At 64.3% G+C, this 16,450-nt stretch carries 16 protein-coding genes and 1 pseudogene; 2 read left to right on the forward strand and 15 right to left on the reverse strand.

Translation table 11 applies throughout. The annotated features are described in order from the left end of the window. Window position 1 precedes the first annotated feature (1 nt). The 8 genes and pseudogenes from LB516_RS10090 to LB516_RS10125 form a co-directional block, all read right to left on the reverse strand. The gene (locus LB516_RS10090; RefSeq protein ID WP_015315103.1) at window positions 2-157 is read right to left on the reverse strand and encodes a hypothetical protein; all 156 of its coding nucleotides are present in this window, start codon (window positions 155-157) and stop codon (window positions 2-4) included. 271 nt (window positions 158-428) lie between these two features. Beyond that, on the reverse strand, window positions 429-1,373 hold the full coding sequence (locus LB516_RS10095) for an ABC transporter permease (RefSeq protein WP_224719452.1): 945 nt from the start codon (window positions 1,371-1,373) through the stop codon (window positions 429-431). Then, a complete protein-coding gene (locus tag LB516_RS10100; RefSeq protein WP_224719453.1) occupies window positions 1,370-2,425 on the reverse strand; it encodes an ABC transporter permease in 1,056 nt (351 codons plus the stop codon). The genes LB516_RS10095 and LB516_RS10100 overlap by 4 nt, the downstream gene beginning before the upstream one ends. A 239-nt stretch (window positions 2,426-2,664) precedes the next feature. Then, window positions 2,665-3,915: pseudogene (locus LB516_RS10105) on the reverse strand (ABC transporter ATP-binding protein); the annotation flags it as partial. A 257-nt stretch (window positions 3,916-4,172) separates the two neighbouring features. Continuing rightward, window positions 4,173-5,204: a BMP family protein gene (locus LB516_RS10110; protein ID WP_140662476.1), complete on the reverse strand. Its 1,032-nt coding sequence runs from the start codon at window positions 5,202-5,204 to the stop codon at window positions 4,173-4,175. 152 nt (window positions 5,205-5,356) lie between these two features. Then, window positions 5,357-6,562 (reverse strand): 3-oxoadipyl-CoA thiolase, encoded by a 1,206-nt coding sequence (pcaF, locus tag LB516_RS10115; protein WP_224719455.1) that lies wholly within the window; start codon window positions 6,560-6,562, stop codon window positions 5,357-5,359. 1 nt (window position 6,563) lies between these two features. Further along, the gene (locus LB516_RS10120) at window positions 6,564-7,364 is read right to left on the reverse strand and encodes a CoA-transferase subunit beta (RefSeq protein WP_140822746.1); all 801 of its coding nucleotides are present in this window, start codon (window positions 7,362-7,364) and stop codon (window positions 6,564-6,566) included. Next, complete coding sequence (locus LB516_RS10125) at window positions 7,361-8,218, reverse strand: CoA transferase subunit A (protein ID WP_140719808.1); 858 nt, start codon at window positions 8,216-8,218, stop codon at window positions 7,361-7,363. Before LB516_RS10125 ends, LB516_RS10120 begins: the two co-directional genes overlap by 4 nt. Before the next feature lie 122 nt (window positions 8,219-8,340). Here LB516_RS10125 and LB516_RS10130 point away from each other — a divergent pair, with 122 nt between their 5' ends. Beyond that, entirely contained in the window at window positions 8,341-9,111 is a 771-nt protein-coding gene (locus tag LB516_RS10130) for an IclR family transcriptional regulator C-terminal domain-containing protein (RefSeq protein ID WP_224719456.1), read from the forward strand. 54 nt (window positions 9,112-9,165) lie between these two features. On the opposite strand, the gene LB516_RS10135 is transcribed toward LB516_RS10130, so the two are convergent. Then, window positions 9,166-10,464, reverse strand: coding sequence for an NAD(P)/FAD-dependent oxidoreductase (locus tag LB516_RS10135; protein WP_224591888.1), 1,299 nt, complete (start codon window positions 10,462-10,464; stop codon window positions 9,166-9,168). Window positions 10,465-10,466: 2 nt separating this feature from the next. Then, the gene (locus tag LB516_RS10140) at window positions 10,467-11,837 is read right to left on the reverse strand and encodes a glutamine synthetase family protein (protein WP_318011813.1); all 1,371 of its coding nucleotides are present in this window, start codon (window positions 11,835-11,837) and stop codon (window positions 10,467-10,469) included. A gap of 32 nt (window positions 11,838-11,869) precedes the next feature. Here LB516_RS10140 and LB516_RS29115 point away from each other — a divergent pair, with 32 nt between their 5' ends. Continuing rightward, window positions 11,870-12,442: a hypothetical protein gene (locus tag LB516_RS29115; RefSeq protein WP_224719458.1), complete on the forward strand. Its 573-nt coding sequence runs from the start codon at window positions 11,870-11,872 to the stop codon at window positions 12,440-12,442. Here the strand turns inward: LB516_RS29115 and LB516_RS10150 are convergent. The 5 genes from LB516_RS10150 to LB516_RS10170 all read right to left on the reverse strand — a co-directional run bounded on the left by LB516_RS10150 (window position 12,418) and on the right by LB516_RS10170 (window position 16,393). Next, window positions 12,418-12,804: a serine hydrolase gene (locus tag LB516_RS10150; protein ID WP_224719459.1), complete on the reverse strand. Its 387-nt coding sequence runs from the start codon at window positions 12,802-12,804 to the stop codon at window positions 12,418-12,420. The genes LB516_RS29115 and LB516_RS10150 overlap by 25 nt on opposite strands. Window positions 12,805-12,841: 37 nt before the next feature. Next, window positions 12,842-13,660, reverse strand: a complete 819-nt coding sequence (locus tag LB516_RS10155; RefSeq protein ID WP_224719460.1) for a hypothetical protein — start codon at window positions 13,658-13,660, stop codon at window positions 12,842-12,844. 285 nt (window positions 13,661-13,945) lie between these two features. Further along, window positions 13,946-14,707, reverse strand: a complete 762-nt coding sequence (locus LB516_RS10160; protein ID WP_224719461.1) for an SDR family NAD(P)-dependent oxidoreductase — start codon at window positions 14,705-14,707, stop codon at window positions 13,946-13,948. A 10-nt stretch (window positions 14,708-14,717) separates the two neighbouring features. Then, a complete protein-coding gene (locus LB516_RS10165) occupies window positions 14,718-15,530 on the reverse strand; it encodes an ABC transporter permease (RefSeq protein ID WP_015315090.1) in 813 nt (270 codons plus the stop codon). Beyond that, window positions 15,530-16,393, reverse strand: coding sequence for an ABC transporter permease (locus tag LB516_RS10170; protein ID WP_224719462.1), 864 nt, complete (start codon window positions 16,391-16,393; stop codon window positions 15,530-15,532). The genes LB516_RS10165 and LB516_RS10170 overlap by 1 nt, the downstream gene beginning before the upstream one ends. Window positions 16,394-16,450: the final 57 nt, after the last annotated feature.

Consider the following 16,450-nt stretch of genomic DNA (forward strand, 5'->3'; position numbering starts at 1 on the left):
CTTAGGGAATAAGGCCCAGCACGACTGCCCCGGTGAACACGAACGCAAGGGCAAAGACGAGATAGGCGAAAGCGCCGGCATAGGCCGGGCGAAAGCCCTGGGCATTGGCCACTCGCTGGCCGTTGCTGTCGGTCTGGGCGTTCTGGAAATAGGACATGTCGACCTCCGTCTCGCTTAATCTATAAAACTTGTAGACTTTGTCGATTGCTATTTTTGGGCAACTGACAGAATTATTTTCTCGTTGACCGCCGAAAATTGGTGTGAAGTTGCTGTGAGCTGGGTCCCAGGCAATCGATCGGAAGAGCGCGGGGGTATCGATGTGAGGCGTCCCAAGGTCCAGCTTCTTCATTCCGGGACAGCTTGACGCCCTTCCTCTCCTCCTCCGGAGTCCCTCCGGAGGGATAGCAAGGACACCAAATCCTACTCGTCTAACGCTCTTCCCTTCGAAACGGCTTGAGCAGCGCCGATGGCGCCACAGCGTTGCGCGACATGACGGCCATGGCGACGATGGTGAAGATGAACGGCAGCATCAGGAACGCCTCGTAGGGGATGTGTCCAAGCCCACTCGCCTGCATGCGCAATTGCAAGGCATCGACGAAGGCGAACAGCAGCGCGGCCCCTGCCGAGCGCCAGGGATCCCAACGGCCGAAGACGACCAGCGCGATCGCCACCCAGCCGCGGCCGGAAACGACGCCGAAGGTGAAGGCGTTGAACTGCGCCATCGACAGGAAAGCACCAGCGAGCCCCATCAGGGCGCCGCCGAGAATGACGGCCTGGAAGCGCGTGGCGATGACGCTGACGCCGGCGGAGTCGGCCGCGCGCGGGTTCTCGCCGACCATGCGCACCGACAACCCCCACGGGGTGCGGTAAAGGATGAAGGCCGCCAGAGGAATGGCCAGAATGGCCATGTAGACCAGCGCGAACTGGTTGAACACCGCAGGTCCCAGGACGGGAATGTCCGAGAGAACCGGGATCGGAAGCGTCTGAAAACCCTTGATGCTCGGCGGCACCGATTGCTGGCCGAAGATCAGCCGGTAGAGGAAATAGGCCAGCCCCGACGAGAACAGGGTGACGCCGATACCGCAGACATGCTGGCTGAGGCCGAGCACCACCGTGAACAGCGCATGCAGCGCGCCCATCAGCATGCCGGTCAGCACCGCCATCAGGACACCCAGCCACAGGCTTCCACTGAGGCTGGTGGCGGTGAAGCCGGTCATGGCGCAAAGCAGCATGATGCCTTCGATGCCGAGATTGAGCACGCCGGCCCGTTCGGAGAACATTTCGCCGAGCGTGGCAAAGGCCAGCGGCGTGGCGATGCGGATGATGGCGGCGAGAAAGCCGACCTGAAAAATCTGCTCGAACACCGCGCTCATCCGACGGCTCCGACGCGGCGGATGCGATAGGCCGTGAACAGCAGCGCCACCAGCATGGCGAGCAGCGCCGTGCCCTGGATGACGTCGCTGAGGAAGGCCGGCACGCCGGTCGCCCGCGACATCGCCTCGGCGCCGGTCATCACGGCTGCAAGGAAGATCGCCGCCGGCACGACGCCGAGCGGGTTGAGCCGCGCCAGCATGGCGACGACTATGCCGGAATAGCCGTAGCCCGGCGAAATATCGCTCATCACCTGGAAATGCACGCCGCCGACCTCGCCGACGCCGGCCAGCCCCGCCAACGCGCCCGACAGCAGCGCCGTCGACAGCAGCACGCGCTCGACATGGATGCCGCCATAGCGTGCCGCTTCCGGGTTTTCGCCGGTGACCCTGATCCGGAAGCCCAGCGTCGTGCGCACGATCAGGAACCAGATCAACGGGGCCGCGATCAGCGCCGCGACGACACCGAGATGCAGCCGCGTGCCTTCGATCAGCACCGGAAAGTTCGCCGAATCCTCGATCGGCGGCGAGATCGGATAGCCGCTGAAGCTGTCCTTCCACGGTCCCTCGATCAGTGCCATCAGGGCATAATAGATGACCGAGTTGAGCAGCAAGGAGCTCACGACATCGTCGACCTTGAACTTTACCCGCAGCGTCGCAGGCACCAGCGCGACCGCCGCGCCCGCGGCCGCCCCCGCCAGCGCCATGAAAAGCATGGCAAGCGGTCCGGGCATCGGGATCGCACCAACGAAACAGCTCGCCACCGCGCCGGCCAGCAATTGCCCTTCCGCGCCGATGTTCCAGAACTTTGCGCGGAAGGCGACAGCCACCGCCAGCCCGGTGAAGATCATGGGCGCGGCACGAACCAGCGTTTCGGTGATCGCATAGCTGTCGCCAAGCGAGGCCGTGAACATCACGCCATAGGATTCGAGCACACCGGCGCCGGCCAGCGCGATCAGGCCGCTGCACAGCACGAGCGCGGCACCGATCGCCAGCAGCGGCAAAGCCAGGTTGAACCAGGCAGGCGTCGAGCTGCGGACTTCGAGGCGGAACATCAGCCATGGCCCTCCGCCCCGGTCATCAGCAGCCCCAGCCGTGCGATCGTCGCATCGGCGCTGGGAAGCGTGCCGGCGATGCGGCCCTCATACATCACCGCGATGCGGTCGCACAGCACCAGCAGTTCCTCCAGATCCTCGCCGATGACGATGATGCCGCAGCCCTTGGCGCGCATGTCGAGGAATTTTTCATGGATGAAGCGCGCCGCACCGATGTCGAGGCCGCGTGTCGGCTGTGAGACGATCAGCACCTTCGGATCGAAAGCAAGCTCGCGCGCCAGAAGGGCCTTCTGCAGATTGCCACCGGACAGCGCGCCGGCGCGCGTCATCGGCCCGGGACATCTGATGTCGTAGGCCTTGATCTGTTCCTCGGCGAAAGCGCGGATCGCATCCGGCTTCAGCAAGCCCTTCGCGGAGAAGGCTGAAGTGCCGATGCGCGGCAGCACCATCGAATCGGCGAGCGGCAAATTGGTAACCAGCCCCGTCGTCATGCGGTCTTCCGGGATGCGGCCAAGGCCGAGTGCCTGCACTTCGCGCGGCGAGAATTGCACGACCTGTTTGCCGGCTATCGTCATTTGACCGCTGTCGGGCGCGCGCGTGCCCGAGATAATCTCCGCCAGCGCCCGCTGGCCATTGCCGGAGACGCCGGCGATGCCGAGGATTTCGCCTGCACGAACCGCAAGCGACACGTCGCGCAACGCCCGGCCGGAATGCTTCGAGGTTGAAATGCCGTCGAGCGTCAGCACATCGGCGCCAGGCGTCGACGATCCCCTTGCCGGCGGCACGATCTCATGGCCGCACATCAGTTCAGCCATTGCAGCCGACGTCGTGTTGGCGGGGTCGTCGACGCGGCCGGCGACGCGGCCATGCCGCAGCACGGTGCAGCGATGCGTCAGCGCCCGCACCTCGTTGAGCTTGTGCGAGATGAAGATGATGCCCAGGCCTTGCGCCGCCATCGAGCGCAGGGCCGAAAACAGTCCGTCGACCTCGCTCGGTGCCAGCACCGCCGTCGGCTCGTCAAGGATCAAGAGCTTGGCACCGCGAAACAACGCCTTGACGATCTCCAGCCGCTGTTGCTCGCCGACCGACAGCGCCGAGACCGGCAGATTGGGATCGAGCGTCAGCCCGTGCCGGCTGCTGATTTCAGCAAGCCGCGCCAGCCCGCCGCTGCGGTCGATCCGTCCCGATTTGCCCGGAATACCAATGAGCAGATTTTCCAGCACGGTGAGCCGTGGTGCCAGATGAAAATGCTGATGCACCATGCCGATGCCCGCGGCCAGCGCATCGGCCGAGCTGGTGATCCTGACTGGCTGGCCCTGGATCAGGATCTCACCGGCATCCGGCGCGTAGGCACCGAACAGCACGTTCATCAATGTCGTCTTGCCGGCGCCGTTCTCGCCGAGCAGCCCGAGGATTTCCCCCGGCGCCACGCTGAGATCCACAGCCTCGTTTGCCTTGACGACGCCGAAGCTCTTGGTGATGCCGCGCATTTCGATGAGAGGGGCGGACAAGAATGCTCCTGATTTTTCCGATCCGGCCTTAGCTGCGGAGGGCGGCGCTGTACCCCCCCTCTGTCCTGCCGGACATCTCCCCCTCAAGTGGGGAGATTGGCAGCTTCGCCGACTTCGCTTATGTTTCAAGGTCGGCGATTGGCGAAAGCCGAAGTGACATCTGATCTCCCCCCTTGAGGGGGAGATGGCCGGCAGGCCAGAGGGGGGCGCCACGCGCCAGCCCCTCAATCATGGCGTCAATCCGAAACCGGCGTGTTCTCGTCGACATCGACGCGGAAATTGCCTTCCAGGATCTCGGCCTTCTTCTTCTCGACCAGATCCTTGACCTCGGCGGGCAAAGTCTTGTCGAACTTGTGGAAGGGCGCCAGATACGAACCGCCCTTGGCCATGCGCGAGAAATCGCCATAGTCCTGCGCGGTGTAGACCCCCGCCTTGACCAGCTTGATCGCCTGCTCGACCGTCGGATACATGTCCCAGACCGGACCGGTGATGACGGTATCGGGGCCGAGGCTCGACTGGTCGGACATGTTGGAGATGGCGAAGATCTTCTTTTCCACCGCCGCCTCGATGACGCCGAAGCGTTCGGCATAGATGACATCGACGCCGGCATCGATCTGCGCCACCGCGGCTTCCTTGGCCTTCGGCGGATCGAAAAAGGAGCCGATGAAGGCGACCTTCTTCTTGACGTTCGGGTTGACCTCCTTGGCGCCGGCGAAGAAGGCGTTGACCAGCCGGTTCACTTCCGGAATGCCCATCGCCGCCACCGCGCCGACCGTGCCCGATTTCGACATCTTGCCGGCGATCATGCCGGAGAGATAGGCGGGCTCGTGGATCCAGTTGTCGAACACGCCGAAATTCGGCTCGGCCGGCCCGGCGCCGGAGCCGAACAGCCAGGCTGTCTTGGGGAACTGCTTGGCCGTGCGGCGCGATTCACGCTCGGCGGCGAAGGCGTCGCCCAGCACCAGCTGGTAGCCGCCCTGCGCATATTCGCGCATGACGCGGCTGAAGTCGGCGGTCTGGACCTTCTCCGACCATTTATATTCTATGCCCAGTTCCTTCTCGGCCTTCTGCAGGGCGACGTGGATCTGGTTGTCCCAGGGTTCCTCGATCGGCGTGGCGAAGATCGCCGCCACCTTCAGTTTTTTGCCCGCCGCGAAGGCCGCACCCGGCAGCATCGTCGCGGCCAGGCCAAGCGCGCCCAGCTCCAGCACGTTGCGTCGCGACAGCCCTTCGCGCATCGAATGAGATCTGTTCTTCCGGTCTTCCATTGAAGTGCCCCTCTGTTTGACAGCCGTGTCGAGCCGGCCGTTCCTGAAATCAGACGGGGAACTATGGAACGGGTCCGGACTTTTGTCCACATGGTCAAATTTGGCAGGATCGAGCATATCCACTCTCCTGGCCTGCCAGGAAGAGCGATTGCTCAGGCCCGTTCGAGCGCGATGGCAATGCCCTGGCCGACGCCGATGCACATGGTGGCCAGCGCATAGCGGCCGCCGCGCTCGCGCAGCTCCAGCGCCGCCGTGCCGGAGATGCGCGCGCCCGACATGCCCAGGGGATGGCCAAGTGCGATGGCACCGCCATTCGGGTTCACGTGCGGCGCATCCTCGGCAATGCCGAGTTGGCGCAGCACGGCGATGCCTTGCGAGGCAAAGGCTTCGTTGAGTTCGATGACATCGAATTGTTGCGGCGTCAGGCCAAGCCGCGCACAAAGTTTCTGCGTCGCCGGCGCCGGACCGATGCCCATGACGCGCGGCGCGACCCCGGCGGCGGCCCCGCCAAGAATACGGGCGATCGGCGTCAGCCCGTATGTCTTCACCGCCGCTTCCGAGGCAACAATGAGCGCCGCAGCGCCGTCATTGACACCCGACGCATTGCCGGCCGTCACCGTGCCACCTTGCCGGAACGGCGTCGGCAATTTGGCCAGCGCCTCGACGGTTGTGCCGGCGCGAGGATGTTCGTCCTTGCTGATAGTGACCGCATCGCCCTTGCGCTGTGGGATGGTCACCGGGGTGATCTCCTTCGCCAGCCGGCCATTGGCTTGTGCCGCGACCGCCTTGTCCTGGCTGCGCGCGGCAAAAGCATCCTGGTCCGAGCGGGAAACAGCGAAGTCTTCCGCCACATTCTCGCCGGTCTCCGGCATCGAATCGACGCCGTATTGCTTCTTCATCAGCGGGTTGACGAAGCGCCAGCCGATGGTGGTGTCATAGATCTCGGCATTGCGGGAGAAGGCGGTGTCGGCCTTGGGCATGACGAAAGGCGCGCGGCTCATCGATTCGACGCCACCCGCGATCATCAGTTCCGCCTCGCCGGCCTTGATGGCACGCGCCGCGATGGTCAGCGCATCCATGCCCGAGCCGCACAAGCGATTGACCGTCGAGCCTGGTATCTCCTTCGGCAGCCCAGCTAGCAGCAACGCCATGCGCGCCACATTGCGGTTGTCCTCGCCGGCCTGGTTGGCGCAGCCATAGACGACGTCGTCGATCCGCTGCCAGTCGATGCCGGGATTCCGCTCGAGCAAAGCCTTTAGCGGGATGGCGGCAAGATCGTCGGCACGAACCGAAGACAGCGAACCGCCGAAGCGGCCGATCGGCGTGCGGATGTAGTCGCAGATGTAGGCCTCGGCCATTTTATGCAGCCTTTGTTTTTCCGGTTCCCTCATGCGCCGCCTTGGTGCGGGCCTGCAGGTCGCGCAATGTCGTCAGTTCGAGTTCGCTTGGCGCGGGTGTTTCGTCAAGCGCCTCGGCGAACTTAACCACCCAGCCACAGCTCTCCTGCACCTGCTGACGGGTTACCCTGGGATGCAGCGATACGACCGTGAATTCCTTGGTCACCGGATCGGGCTTCCAGATGGCAAGATCGGTGATCAGCAGCGTGGGGCCAGCGGTCTCGATGCCTAACCGCTGTCGGTGATCGCCGCCCTCGCCATGGCCGAAGGAGGTGACAAAGTCGATCTTCTCGACCATGCCGCGCTTGGTCTGCGCCATGGTGATGTAGATCTCCTCCGACGACGTCGCGATCTCCGGCGCGCCGCCGCCGCCGGGCAGTCGGGTCTTGGGATGGAAATAGTCGCCTATCATAGTGGTGTTGATGTTGCCGAACTTGTCGAGCTGCGCCGCACCGAGGAACCCGATGGAAATGCGGCCGCCCTGCAGCCAGTAGCGGAACATCTCCGGCACCGCGACGGTGGTGACGGCGGTTTCGCACAATTCGCCATCGCCGATCGACAGCGGCAGCACGTCGGGCGCCGTACCGATCGTGCCGCTCTCATAGATCAAGGTGATCTCGGGCGCATGCGTCAGCCGCGCGACGTTGCATGCCGCGGACGGCGCGCCGATGCCGACGAAGCAGACATCGTCATTCCTCAGCGCCCGGCTCGCGGCGATCGTCATCATCTCGTTGGGGGTGAAGCCCAGCTGATTGTCGCTCATGCCGCGTTCCGCAGATGCGAGACCCGGGCCGCGAAATCGTCGGGACTTTTCTCGATCACGTTTGCCTGCATCCAGGCCCGGAATTTCTCGCGGTCGGCCGCGACCTCGTCCCATTCGATATAGGCGGCATTGTCGCGCGCATAATAGCCATGGGCATAGGAGGGGTGCGAGCCGCCGGGCACGACCGAGATCGCCGCGATCGTCCAGCGGGGCAGCACAGTCAGATTGGGGTGAAGATCGTCAAAATTGTCGACCACCTCCTCCACCGTCACCACCGCGCGCCTCGCCGCCAATACCGCCTCCTTCTGGACGCCGATGATGCCTTCGACCAGCACATTGCCTTTCCGGTCGGCTTTCTGCGCATGGATGAAAGTGACATCGGGCCGGATGGAAGGCACGGCCGCCAGCATCTCGCCGGTGAACGGACAGGTCACCGCTTTGATGTTCGGATTGACATCAGCCAGCCCCGTGCCGCGATAGCCGCGGAACACCGCGCAGGGCAGGCCGGCCGCACCCGCCTCATAGCCATTGGCCATGCCGGCATGGCTGTGTTCCTCGACCGCGATCGAGCGGGGAAAACCGTTCTCGATCGCATCGCGGGCGCGCCGCAGCAGGCCGACACCGGGATTGCCGACATAGGAGAAGACGATTTTCTGGGCCATGCCCATGCCGATCATCTGGTCGTAGATCAGGTCCGGCGTCATGCGGATCAGGGTCAGGTCGCGATATCCCTGGCGGATCGCCTCATGCGCCGCAGCCGTCGGGATCAGGTGGGTGAAACCTTCGAAGGCAGCGGTGTCGCCATCGTTCAGGTTCTCCGCCACGGCCTGTTTGAGCGGCAGGAACTTGACCATCGCGGAGACTCCCAGAGTCCAAAAAGTTCGTATTGCGAACATATGTATTGAATGCGATACTTTCTAAACTCCGTTGAGCCGGGGTGTCAATCGTGGCGAGATCGCCCGGACCGAGAGATGAGATGGACGACGAGACCGTTTCCCGTGATCACGTCGGCTCGCTCGAGCGCGGACTCGGCGTGATGGAGATATTGGCCCGCCATCCCTCCGGCATGACCCTGACCGAAATGGCCGAACAAGCCGGCCTGACCCGTGCCGGCGCCCGGCGATTCCTGCTGACGCTCACCGCTACCGGCTATGCGACGCAATCCGGGCGTCTATTCTCCCTGTCCCCGCGCCTGCTGACCGTTGCCCGCACCTGGCTCGGCGGCGCCTCGCTGTGGAGCTTCGCCGCGCCGATCATGCGCGCGGTCGCCGCGCAACTGAACGAGGCCTGCTCTGCAGCGATCCTGTCGGGCCAAGATGTCGTCTATGTCGCCCGCATTCCCGGCCGGCGGATCCTGAGCGTATCGCTCGATGTCGGCACCAGGCTACCCGCTTATTGCACCTCGATGGGACGGATGCTGCTGGCGGGGCTGACACCGGCGGAATTGGACGCCTTCTTCCGTAAGGCAACGGTCGAGCGGCGGACGCCGAAGACAATTGTTGAAAGACCGTTGCTGGCAAAGGCCATTGCCAAAGCCAGAACGGATGGCTTCGCCATCGTCGACGAAGAGCTGGAACTCGGCCTGCGCTCCATCGCCGTGCCGATCCGCGACCGCGCTGGGCGCACGGTCGCGGCGATCAATGTCTCGACCCAGTCGGCACGGTTTTCCGTCGCGGATATGGAGCGGGAGATCTTGCCTGCGCTGCTTGAGGCCAGACAGCGTGTCGAGGATTTCTTTGTCGTCTGATAGAGGCCTGTTAGGCTTCCCTGGCGTTGGCCCGCCAGCGTCTAAATAGCGCCCTCAATGCTTGATCCGGTCCCGCATCGCGTACCACAGCATGCCCAGCACATAGAGCGGCCCGCGCAGCGCCGTGCCGCCCGGGAACGGCATTGGTGTCAGCGTCGAGAACAGGTCGAGCCGTGAGGCATCGCCGGTGATCGCCTCGGCCAAAAGCTTGCCCGAGAGCGTCGACAGGATGACGCCCTTGCCTGAATAGCCGTGCGCGAAATAGACCTCGCCATAGTGCCCGACATGCGGCAGCCGCGACGTCGTTACCGACACCAGCCCGCCCCAGGCATGGTCGATGCGGCAGCCCTTGAGTTGCGGAAAGGTGCTCTCCATGTGCGGCCGCACGAAGCCGGCAATGTCGGCCGGCGGTGACGGCGTGTAGCGCTCGCCGCCGCCGAACAGCAGGCGTCCATCGGCGGACATCCGGTAATAGTTGACGACGAAGCGTGTGTCGGACACCGCGACATTGGCCGGGATGACGTTGCGCGCGCCCTCCAGCGGCTCGGTGGCGACAATGTAGTTACCGACCGGCATGATGCGACTGTTGACGCGCGGCTCCAGCCCGTTGAGCAGCGCGTCGCCCGCCAGCACGACATGTCTGGCCCGCACCGATCCCTTTGCCGTCGAGACCCGGATCGAGGGTTCGCGCTCCAGCTTCACGGCCAGCGAGTTTTCGTGGATGACCACGCCGGCCGCGACAGCCGCTCGGGCAAGCCCAAGCGTGTAGTTGAGCGGATGCATGTGGCCGCCGAGCGGCTCATACATAGCGCCATGATAAGGCGTGTCGACCTTGGCCCGAGCCGCCGCCGCCGAGAGTATCTCGACATCGCGGAATTTCATCACGCTCTCGAGGCACTTGGCCTCTTCTTCCAGATCCTTGAGGTCGGATCCGTTGACCGCGCCGACCAGATGGCCGGTCAGCCTGAGATCGCACTCGATGGCATTGCGTTCGATGATGTCGAGCACCAGGCCGCGCGCCTCGAAAGCGAGATCGAACAGTACCTTGGCGCGCTCGGCTCCATAGAGCTTGACCAGGCCCTTGGCGCCCTTGCGCAGGCCGGGGATCATCTGGCCGCCATTTCGGCCCGATGCGCCCCAGCCGATCTTGCCGCCTTCGAGCAGCACCACCTTCAGCCCGCGTTCGGCGGCGTGAAGGGCGGCCGACAGCCCGGTGCAGCCGCCGCCGACGACGACCAGGTCGGTTTCGGCATCGCCGACGAGCGCCGGATGGTCCGGCGCCGGATTGGCGGTGGCGACGTAGTAGGATTTGCCGATGTCGAGACCGGAATTGAAACCCGTTGAAGATGCCATGATCACACCTTCAGCAAGAGATGGTCGCGTTCCCAGCTCGTCACCACGCTTTGGAACAGGTCGAGTTCGACGGTCTTGACGCGCAGATAGGTCTGGAAGAAGTCCTCGCCGAGCAGCTCTCGCACCGGGGCACAAGCCTCGAAACGATCCAGCGCCTCCTCCATGGTCTTAGGCAGCGTGCTCCTGATCTTGTAGGCATTGCCCGACGCCTCGGCCGAGCGCGCCAATTTCTGCTCGACGCCCAGATAGCCGGCAAGCAGCGACCCGGCGATCGCCAGATAGGGATTGCAATCCGCCCCAGGCAGCCGGTTCTCCACCCGCCGCGCTGCGCGTCCCCCCGCCGGCACGCGGAGGCCGCAGGAGCGGTTGTCATGCGACCACTCGATATTGGCGGGTGCGCTGTGGTTGGGCCTTATGCGGCGGAAAGAGTTCACGTTTGGCGCGAACAGCGGCATGATTTCCGGAACATATTTCTGCAATCCGCCGATGAAGTGGCCGAACATCCCGGTGTCGGCATCGTCGCCGCTGGCGAAAAGCGCATTGCCGGCCTCGTCGACGACCGACATGTGCAGATGCATCGAGCTGCCGGCCTGGGCCGCGATCGGCTTGGCCATGAAGGTCGCATGCATGCCGCATTGCTGCGCGGCCTGGCGCGTAAACCGCTTGAACAAAAGCACCTGGTCGGCCAGCGGCAGGGCGTCACCATGCAGCAGGTTGATTTCCAGCTGCGCCGTGCCCGATTCATGGATCAGCGTATCGAGCGGCAGACCGGCCGCCGCTGAATAGTCGTAGATGCGCCGGATCACCGGCTCGAATTCTTCCAGCGCGGCCATGTCATAGGGATGCTGCACACCCTCGGCGCGGCCATTGGCGCCGACCGGGGCGGTGAGGGGCTTGTCCGGATCGGGATTCGGTGCGGTCAGATAGAATTCAAGTTCCGGCGCCACCACCGCGCCCCAGCCGCGCTGGCGATAGAGATCGAGCACGGCGCGCAGCACATGGCGTGGCGAGGCCATCCATGGCCTGCCGTCCATGTGGAAGGCGTCGGCGAAGACATAGGCCTTGCCCGCCCCCGCACCCGGCGCCAGGCACAGCGTCGAGACATCGGGCACCATGCGCATGTCGGGGTCCGAATAAGCAAAATCCTCGTCGATAGAGCCGGAATAGCGACCGTCGATGCTGACCAGGAAGGCGCTGCTCGGCAGGTAGAGCGCGCGGTCTTCCAGCGCCTTGAGGAGTTTGGCGGTCGGCAGCGCCTTGCCGCGCAACACGCCGTTCATGTCGGGCACCAGGCACTCGACCTCGGTGATGCCGTGCTGCGTGAGCCAGGCCTTGGGGTCGTTGATTGCGGTATTCGTGTTCTTATCAAGCATTTCGTTCATGTCCGTATCGGGGAGAGAATGGCTTGCGCGGCCACGTCCGTTCCGGATTTCAGCGCCATCTCGGCTGCTGCATTGTCCCTGAGGCGGGCGGGCGTGGCGTCATCGGCCAGCAGGCCGAGAATGGCTCTCTTCAATCCCCCTTCGGTCCAGCCGTCGCGGCCGATATGATCGCCGGTCTCTCCGGCGCGTTGCGCATTGTCGTCCCAGCAATAGAGCATGATCAGCGACGGCACGCCGAAGCGCAGCGCCTCGCAAAAGCTTTTATTGCCGCCGTGGTGGATGAAGGCTGGGCGCCCCGGGCGCGCAAGGCCTGTGCGATGCCAATGCAGTTCAGCGCGGCGCCAGAGCCCGCCTTGGAAAACAGCGCGATGGTCGGGCTGGCTTTACGCGTCAATTCATCCTCTTCAATCCGGCCGGCTGATCACGCCGAACAGTGCGGCCCCGTGCCTGGCCGCCTGCGGCCGCCGGCTGCGGGAGAGGCGCAGGTGGATGCGAAACAGATCGGCACCCATTTCATATCGCCGGTTGTCGAGATGGTCGAGTGTATTGAGGTGCTCGCGCAACGATTGCTTCAGCCGGAAGACGTTGATGCATGACCCGGAACGGCTGGATGTGTGTGAAACCGGCGGCGCGGCAGAGCCGCGCCGTTCAGGCTCTGCTCGGTGCCGGTCAGATAGATCGACATCAGAACCGGATTGCCCGAGGCCGGCCAGATGACGGCGGCATCATTGGTACTGCCGCGCTCGCCGGTCCCGGTCTTGTCGCCGCATTTCAAGCCTCTCGGCAGGCCCGCCCTGATGCGCTCACCACCGGTCTTGTTGGCCACCAGCCAGTCGACAAGCCGCGCTCGGCTTTTTTCGCCGACAATCGGGTCGAAGCGAGAAGCGGTTCTGCGTTGTCGTTGAACGGGAACGGCTCCAGGAGGAAAACGATGCCGCCAGGCCAAGCCCAGCGGCATCTCCTCTGGTGACTACGGCCTTTTCAGCGACGAACCGCTACGGCGTCGTTCCCGCCTGAAGCTTGGCCGCCGTCTGGTCGATCTTGCCGGCAAGAACACCTTGGGCCCAGGCCGTGACCTCGGCGTCGACCGGCTTGTTGGCCATGTCGGTCAGCGCCGAATCGAGCGATGCATCATCGGTGCCGACCGCTGCCGCCGCAGCCGCGGCCGCAGCCTCATCGGCCGCAGTATTGTCGGCGTCGACCACCGCCTGCTGGGCAGTGATGTCAGCCTGCAGTGCCGATATCTGGCCGGGCAGGGCCGCCTGCTGTTCGGCTGTCATGGCGTCGATTTCGGCCTGAGACAGCGACGTCAGTGCGCTCAACTGCGAATTCAGCGTATCCAGTTGAGCCTGGGCCGCGGCAGCCGTGGCAGCGGCCGCCGCAGCCGCGGTCTGCGCGTTCTTGGCTTTCGCGGACTGCGTCACGAATGCCTGAACGGCGGCGAACTTCTTGCTCTTGGAGTTCATATAGGCGTTGACGTTGCGCTGCAGCGAGTTCAGCCGGCCAAGCTTGGCGTGGATATTCTTCTCCTTGGGCACGGACGAGACCTTTGTGTTCGTATCGACCGTGGCGTCGGCCGTTGTGTCGGTGTCCGTCTTGGCTGCCCGTCCCGGTGCCGACGACTTGCCGTGCGAAGCACCGCTGTTGCCGTTGCCATTCCCATGGGTGCCGCCATTGCCGCCGCCATTGCCGTTGCCGCCGCCATTGCCTCCAGCATTGCCGCCGCCATTGCCATGCCCATTGCCGGCGAGCGCCGGAGACGCCAGAAGCGCCAATGCGGCCACGGCCGCGAACAGTGTTTTCCGGTTTGTCATGCTAATCTCCTCGGGAATCGCCGCACTCGCCCACCGCTGAACCACCTGCGTATGAGAAATCGCTAATCATACCCGGTAAACTTTAGACAAATGCGGTCTCAATCCGAGAGCGCGCGCTGCGTCGGATCAACAACCACTTGAAAAGATAAGGAAATATACCGCTTTGACCTGGCTTGGCACTGAAGTCCCATGCCCGCCAGACCATGGTCTTGTGCCGTCCGGCATCCCGCGAAACGACAGAAAAAGCGGGGCTGAACTGGGAAAGGTCGATCGATGAAAGCAGCGTCAGCCGATGCTCTCGCCGCCATCGATCACCAGCGCTTGCCCGGTCATGAAGGATGAACGGTCCGAGACCAGGAACAGGATCGCCTCGGCGATCTCTTCGGCCACCGCCCAGCGCCCCATCGGGATCTTGGTGCGGACATAGGTTTCGATCGCCTCGCGTCCGCCCATCTGGGCGATGAACGGCTCGTTGAATGGGGTGTCGACCCAGCCCGGGCAGAGCGCGTTGACGCGCACATTGTGCCGGGCATAGTCGAGCGACATCTGTCTGGTCATCGCCACCACGGCATGTTTCGACGTCGCATAGGCGATCATCTCGCGGTCGTAGAACACACCCGAATTCGAAGCCGTGTTGAGGATGACGCCACCGCCTTGCGCGATCATCGACGGCATCACGATCCTCGCCGCGAGGAATTGCGCCCGCACATTGACCCGCCAGGATGCGTCCATGCCGGCGGTCTCGACCTCGGTCAGCGTTCCGCCGACCTGGATGCCGGCATGATTATGCAGGATGTCGATGCGCTGATGTCTGTCGAGCGTGCCGACGATGAGTTGGTCGATCGCATTGTCGTTCGAGACGTCGGTCGCGATCGCCTCGGCCCGGCCGCCCGCCGCCCGGATATCCGCAGCCGCTGCCTCGCCGGCGGCCCCGTCCCTGTCGGCGATGACGACCACCGCGCCTTCCCTGGCCATGATCATGGCGCCGGCACGTCCGATGCCGGAGCCGGCGCCTGTCACCACGGCGATGCGGTCTTTGAGGATCATGGAGCGGCTTTCAGTTTGACGGCTTGCGCTGGCGCAGTTGCCATTGGGCAAGCACCACGAGCAGGACGGAGGCGACGAGCACGATCGTCGCGATGGCGTTGATCTCCGGCGTTACGCCGCGCCGGATAGAGGCAAAGACATAGATCGGCAGCGTCGTCTGCGCGCCGGCGACGAAGAAGGCGACGATGAAGTCGTCGAAGGAGAAGGTGAAAGCGAGCAGGAAACCGGCGACCACCGCCGGCATGATCTGCGGCAGGACGATCGAGCGGAAGGTCGTCAACGGCGTGGCGTATAGATCGCTGGAGGCCTCGACCAGATTACGATCGAGGCTGCCGAGCCGCGTGCCGACGATCATCGTCACCAGCGCCATCGAGAACAGGCCATGCGCGGCGATGATCGAGCCGTAGCCGAGCGACAGGCGCGGCGGCTGGTCGCCCGGCCAGACCGAGGCGAGGAACGGATTGACGACCGCGAACAGCTGAACGAGCGCGACCAGCGTCGAGATGCCGATGACGACGCCCGGAACGACGATCGCCGCGCCAAGCAGCCCGTCGAAGACGGCGCGGGTTCTGGCGCCGACACGCGCCAGGCCAAGCGCCGCCGCGGTGCCGAACACCGCCGCCAGCAGGGCGCTGGTGCTGGCGATGAACAGGCTGTTCTTCAGCGCCTCGACCAGGAACGGGTTGGACAGGGCCTTGCCATACCACTGCACCGAGAAACCGGTGAACTCGCTGGCGTGGTGGCCGGCGTTGAAGGAAAACAGCACGACCAGCACGATCGGCAGATAGAGGAACGCAAAGACGGCAATGACGAAGGCGCGCATCAGATGAGGTCCACCCGGCGAGCGCCCGCAACGCGGTTCGAAATGCGGTTGGCGATAATCAGCACCACCACCGAGACCAGCACCAGCGTGATCGCGATGGCCGACCCGAACGGCCAGTTGCGCGACTGCAGGAAGAGGTCGACCAGCGCGTTGCCGATGAAGAACACCTTGCCGCCGCCAAGCAGCGTCGGGATCAGGTATTCGCCGAGCAGCAGGATCATGACCAGCGAGAAGCCGGTCATCACGCCCGGCAGCGACAGCTTCAGGGTCACGCCGAGAAAGGTCGACAACGGCCTCGCGCCGAGATCGGCGGAGGCCTCCAGCAGCCTTCGGTCGAGCCGTTCGAGGCTGACATAGATCGGCAGGATCATCAGCGGCAGATAGCCGTAGACGATGCCGAGCAGGACCGCGCCCGGCGTGTTGATCAACCTGACATCCTCGATGCCGGCAAAGGCGAGCAGCGCAGGGATGCCGCGTCCACCCAGAATGTACATCCACGCATAGGTCCGCATCAGAAGGCTGGTCCAGAACGGAATGACGACCAGCGCGAGCAGGATCAGCCGCCAGCGCTGCGGCGCCCGCAGGGCGAGGTAATAAGCGACGGGATAGGCGACGAGCAGGCAGGCGAGCGCGCCCACTGGCGCCAGCACCATCGTGTTCCAGAACGCGGTCGCCCGTGCCGGGAGATTGGCATACTGCGCCAGCGTGAAGGCTGCCTGGTAGCCGCCCTCCGGCGCCCGCTCGCCGACGCTGAACACGGCGATGGCGATGAATGGCAGCACCAGGAAGACCACCAGCCATGCCGTCGCCGGCGCGAGCAGCGAGGCGGTCAGGAAATTACGCCGAAATCTGTTGCCGTGCATCGAAACCGCCCCAGTGCCGGCGAGCATGGGCCCGCCGGTCGATTGTCTTTATCCAGG

This window comes from Mesorhizobium sp. CO1-1-7, from assembly GCF_020164885.1.
Taxonomy (GTDB): Bacteria; Pseudomonadota; Alphaproteobacteria; order Rhizobiales; family Rhizobiaceae; genus Mesorhizobium; species Mesorhizobium australicum.

Coding starts and splice junctions, on each gene's coding strand:
- LB516_RS10090 (WP_015315103.1), bottom strand. CDS start 157: ATGTCCTATTTCCAGAACGCCCAGACCGACAGCAACGGCCAGCGAGTG.
- LB516_RS10095 (WP_224719452.1), bottom strand. CDS start 1,373: ATGAGCGCGGTGTTCGAGCAGATTTTTCAGGTCGGCTTTCTCGCCGCC.
- LB516_RS10100 (WP_224719453.1), bottom strand. CDS start 2,425: ATGTTCCGCCTCGAAGTCCGCAGCTCGACGCCTGCCTGGTTCAACCTG.
- LB516_RS10110 (WP_140662476.1), bottom strand. CDS start 5,204: ATGGAAGACCGGAAGAACAGATCTCATTCGATGCGCGAAGGGCTGTCG.
- pcaF (WP_224719455.1), bottom strand. CDS start 6,562: ATGGCCGAGGCCTACATCTGCGACTACATCCGCACGCCGATCGGCCGC.
- LB516_RS10120 (WP_140822746.1), bottom strand. CDS start 7,364: ATGAGCGACAATCAGCTGGGCTTCACCCCCAACGAGATGATGACGATC.
- LB516_RS10125 (WP_140719808.1), bottom strand. CDS start 8,218: ATGGTCAAGTTCCTGCCGCTCAAACAGGCCGTGGCGGAGAACCTGAAC.
- LB516_RS10130 (WP_224719456.1), top strand. CDS start 8,341: ATGGACGACGAGACCGTTTCCCGTGATCACGTCGGCTCGCTCGAGCGC.
- LB516_RS10135 (WP_224591888.1), bottom strand. CDS start 10,464: ATGGCATCTTCAACGGGTTTCAATTCCGGTCTCGACATCGGCAAATCC.
- LB516_RS10140 (WP_318011813.1), bottom strand. CDS start 11,837: ATGCTTGATAAGAACACGAATACCGCAATCAACGACCCCAAGGCCTGG.
- LB516_RS10150 (WP_224719459.1), bottom strand. CDS start 12,804: ATGCCGCTGGGCTTGGCCTGGCGGCATCGTTTTCCTCCTGGAGCCGTT.
- LB516_RS10155 (WP_224719460.1), bottom strand. CDS start 13,660: ATGACAAACCGGAAAACACTGTTCGCGGCCGTGGCCGCATTGGCGCTT.
- LB516_RS10160 (WP_224719461.1), bottom strand. CDS start 14,707: ATGATCCTCAAAGACCGCATCGCCGTGGTGACAGGCGCCGGCTCCGGC.
- LB516_RS10165 (WP_015315090.1), bottom strand. CDS start 15,530: ATGCGCGCCTTCGTCATTGCCGTCTTTGCGTTCCTCTATCTGCCGATC.
- LB516_RS10170 (WP_224719462.1), bottom strand. CDS start 16,393: ATGCACGGCAACAGATTTCGGCGTAATTTCCTGACCGCCTCGCTGCTC.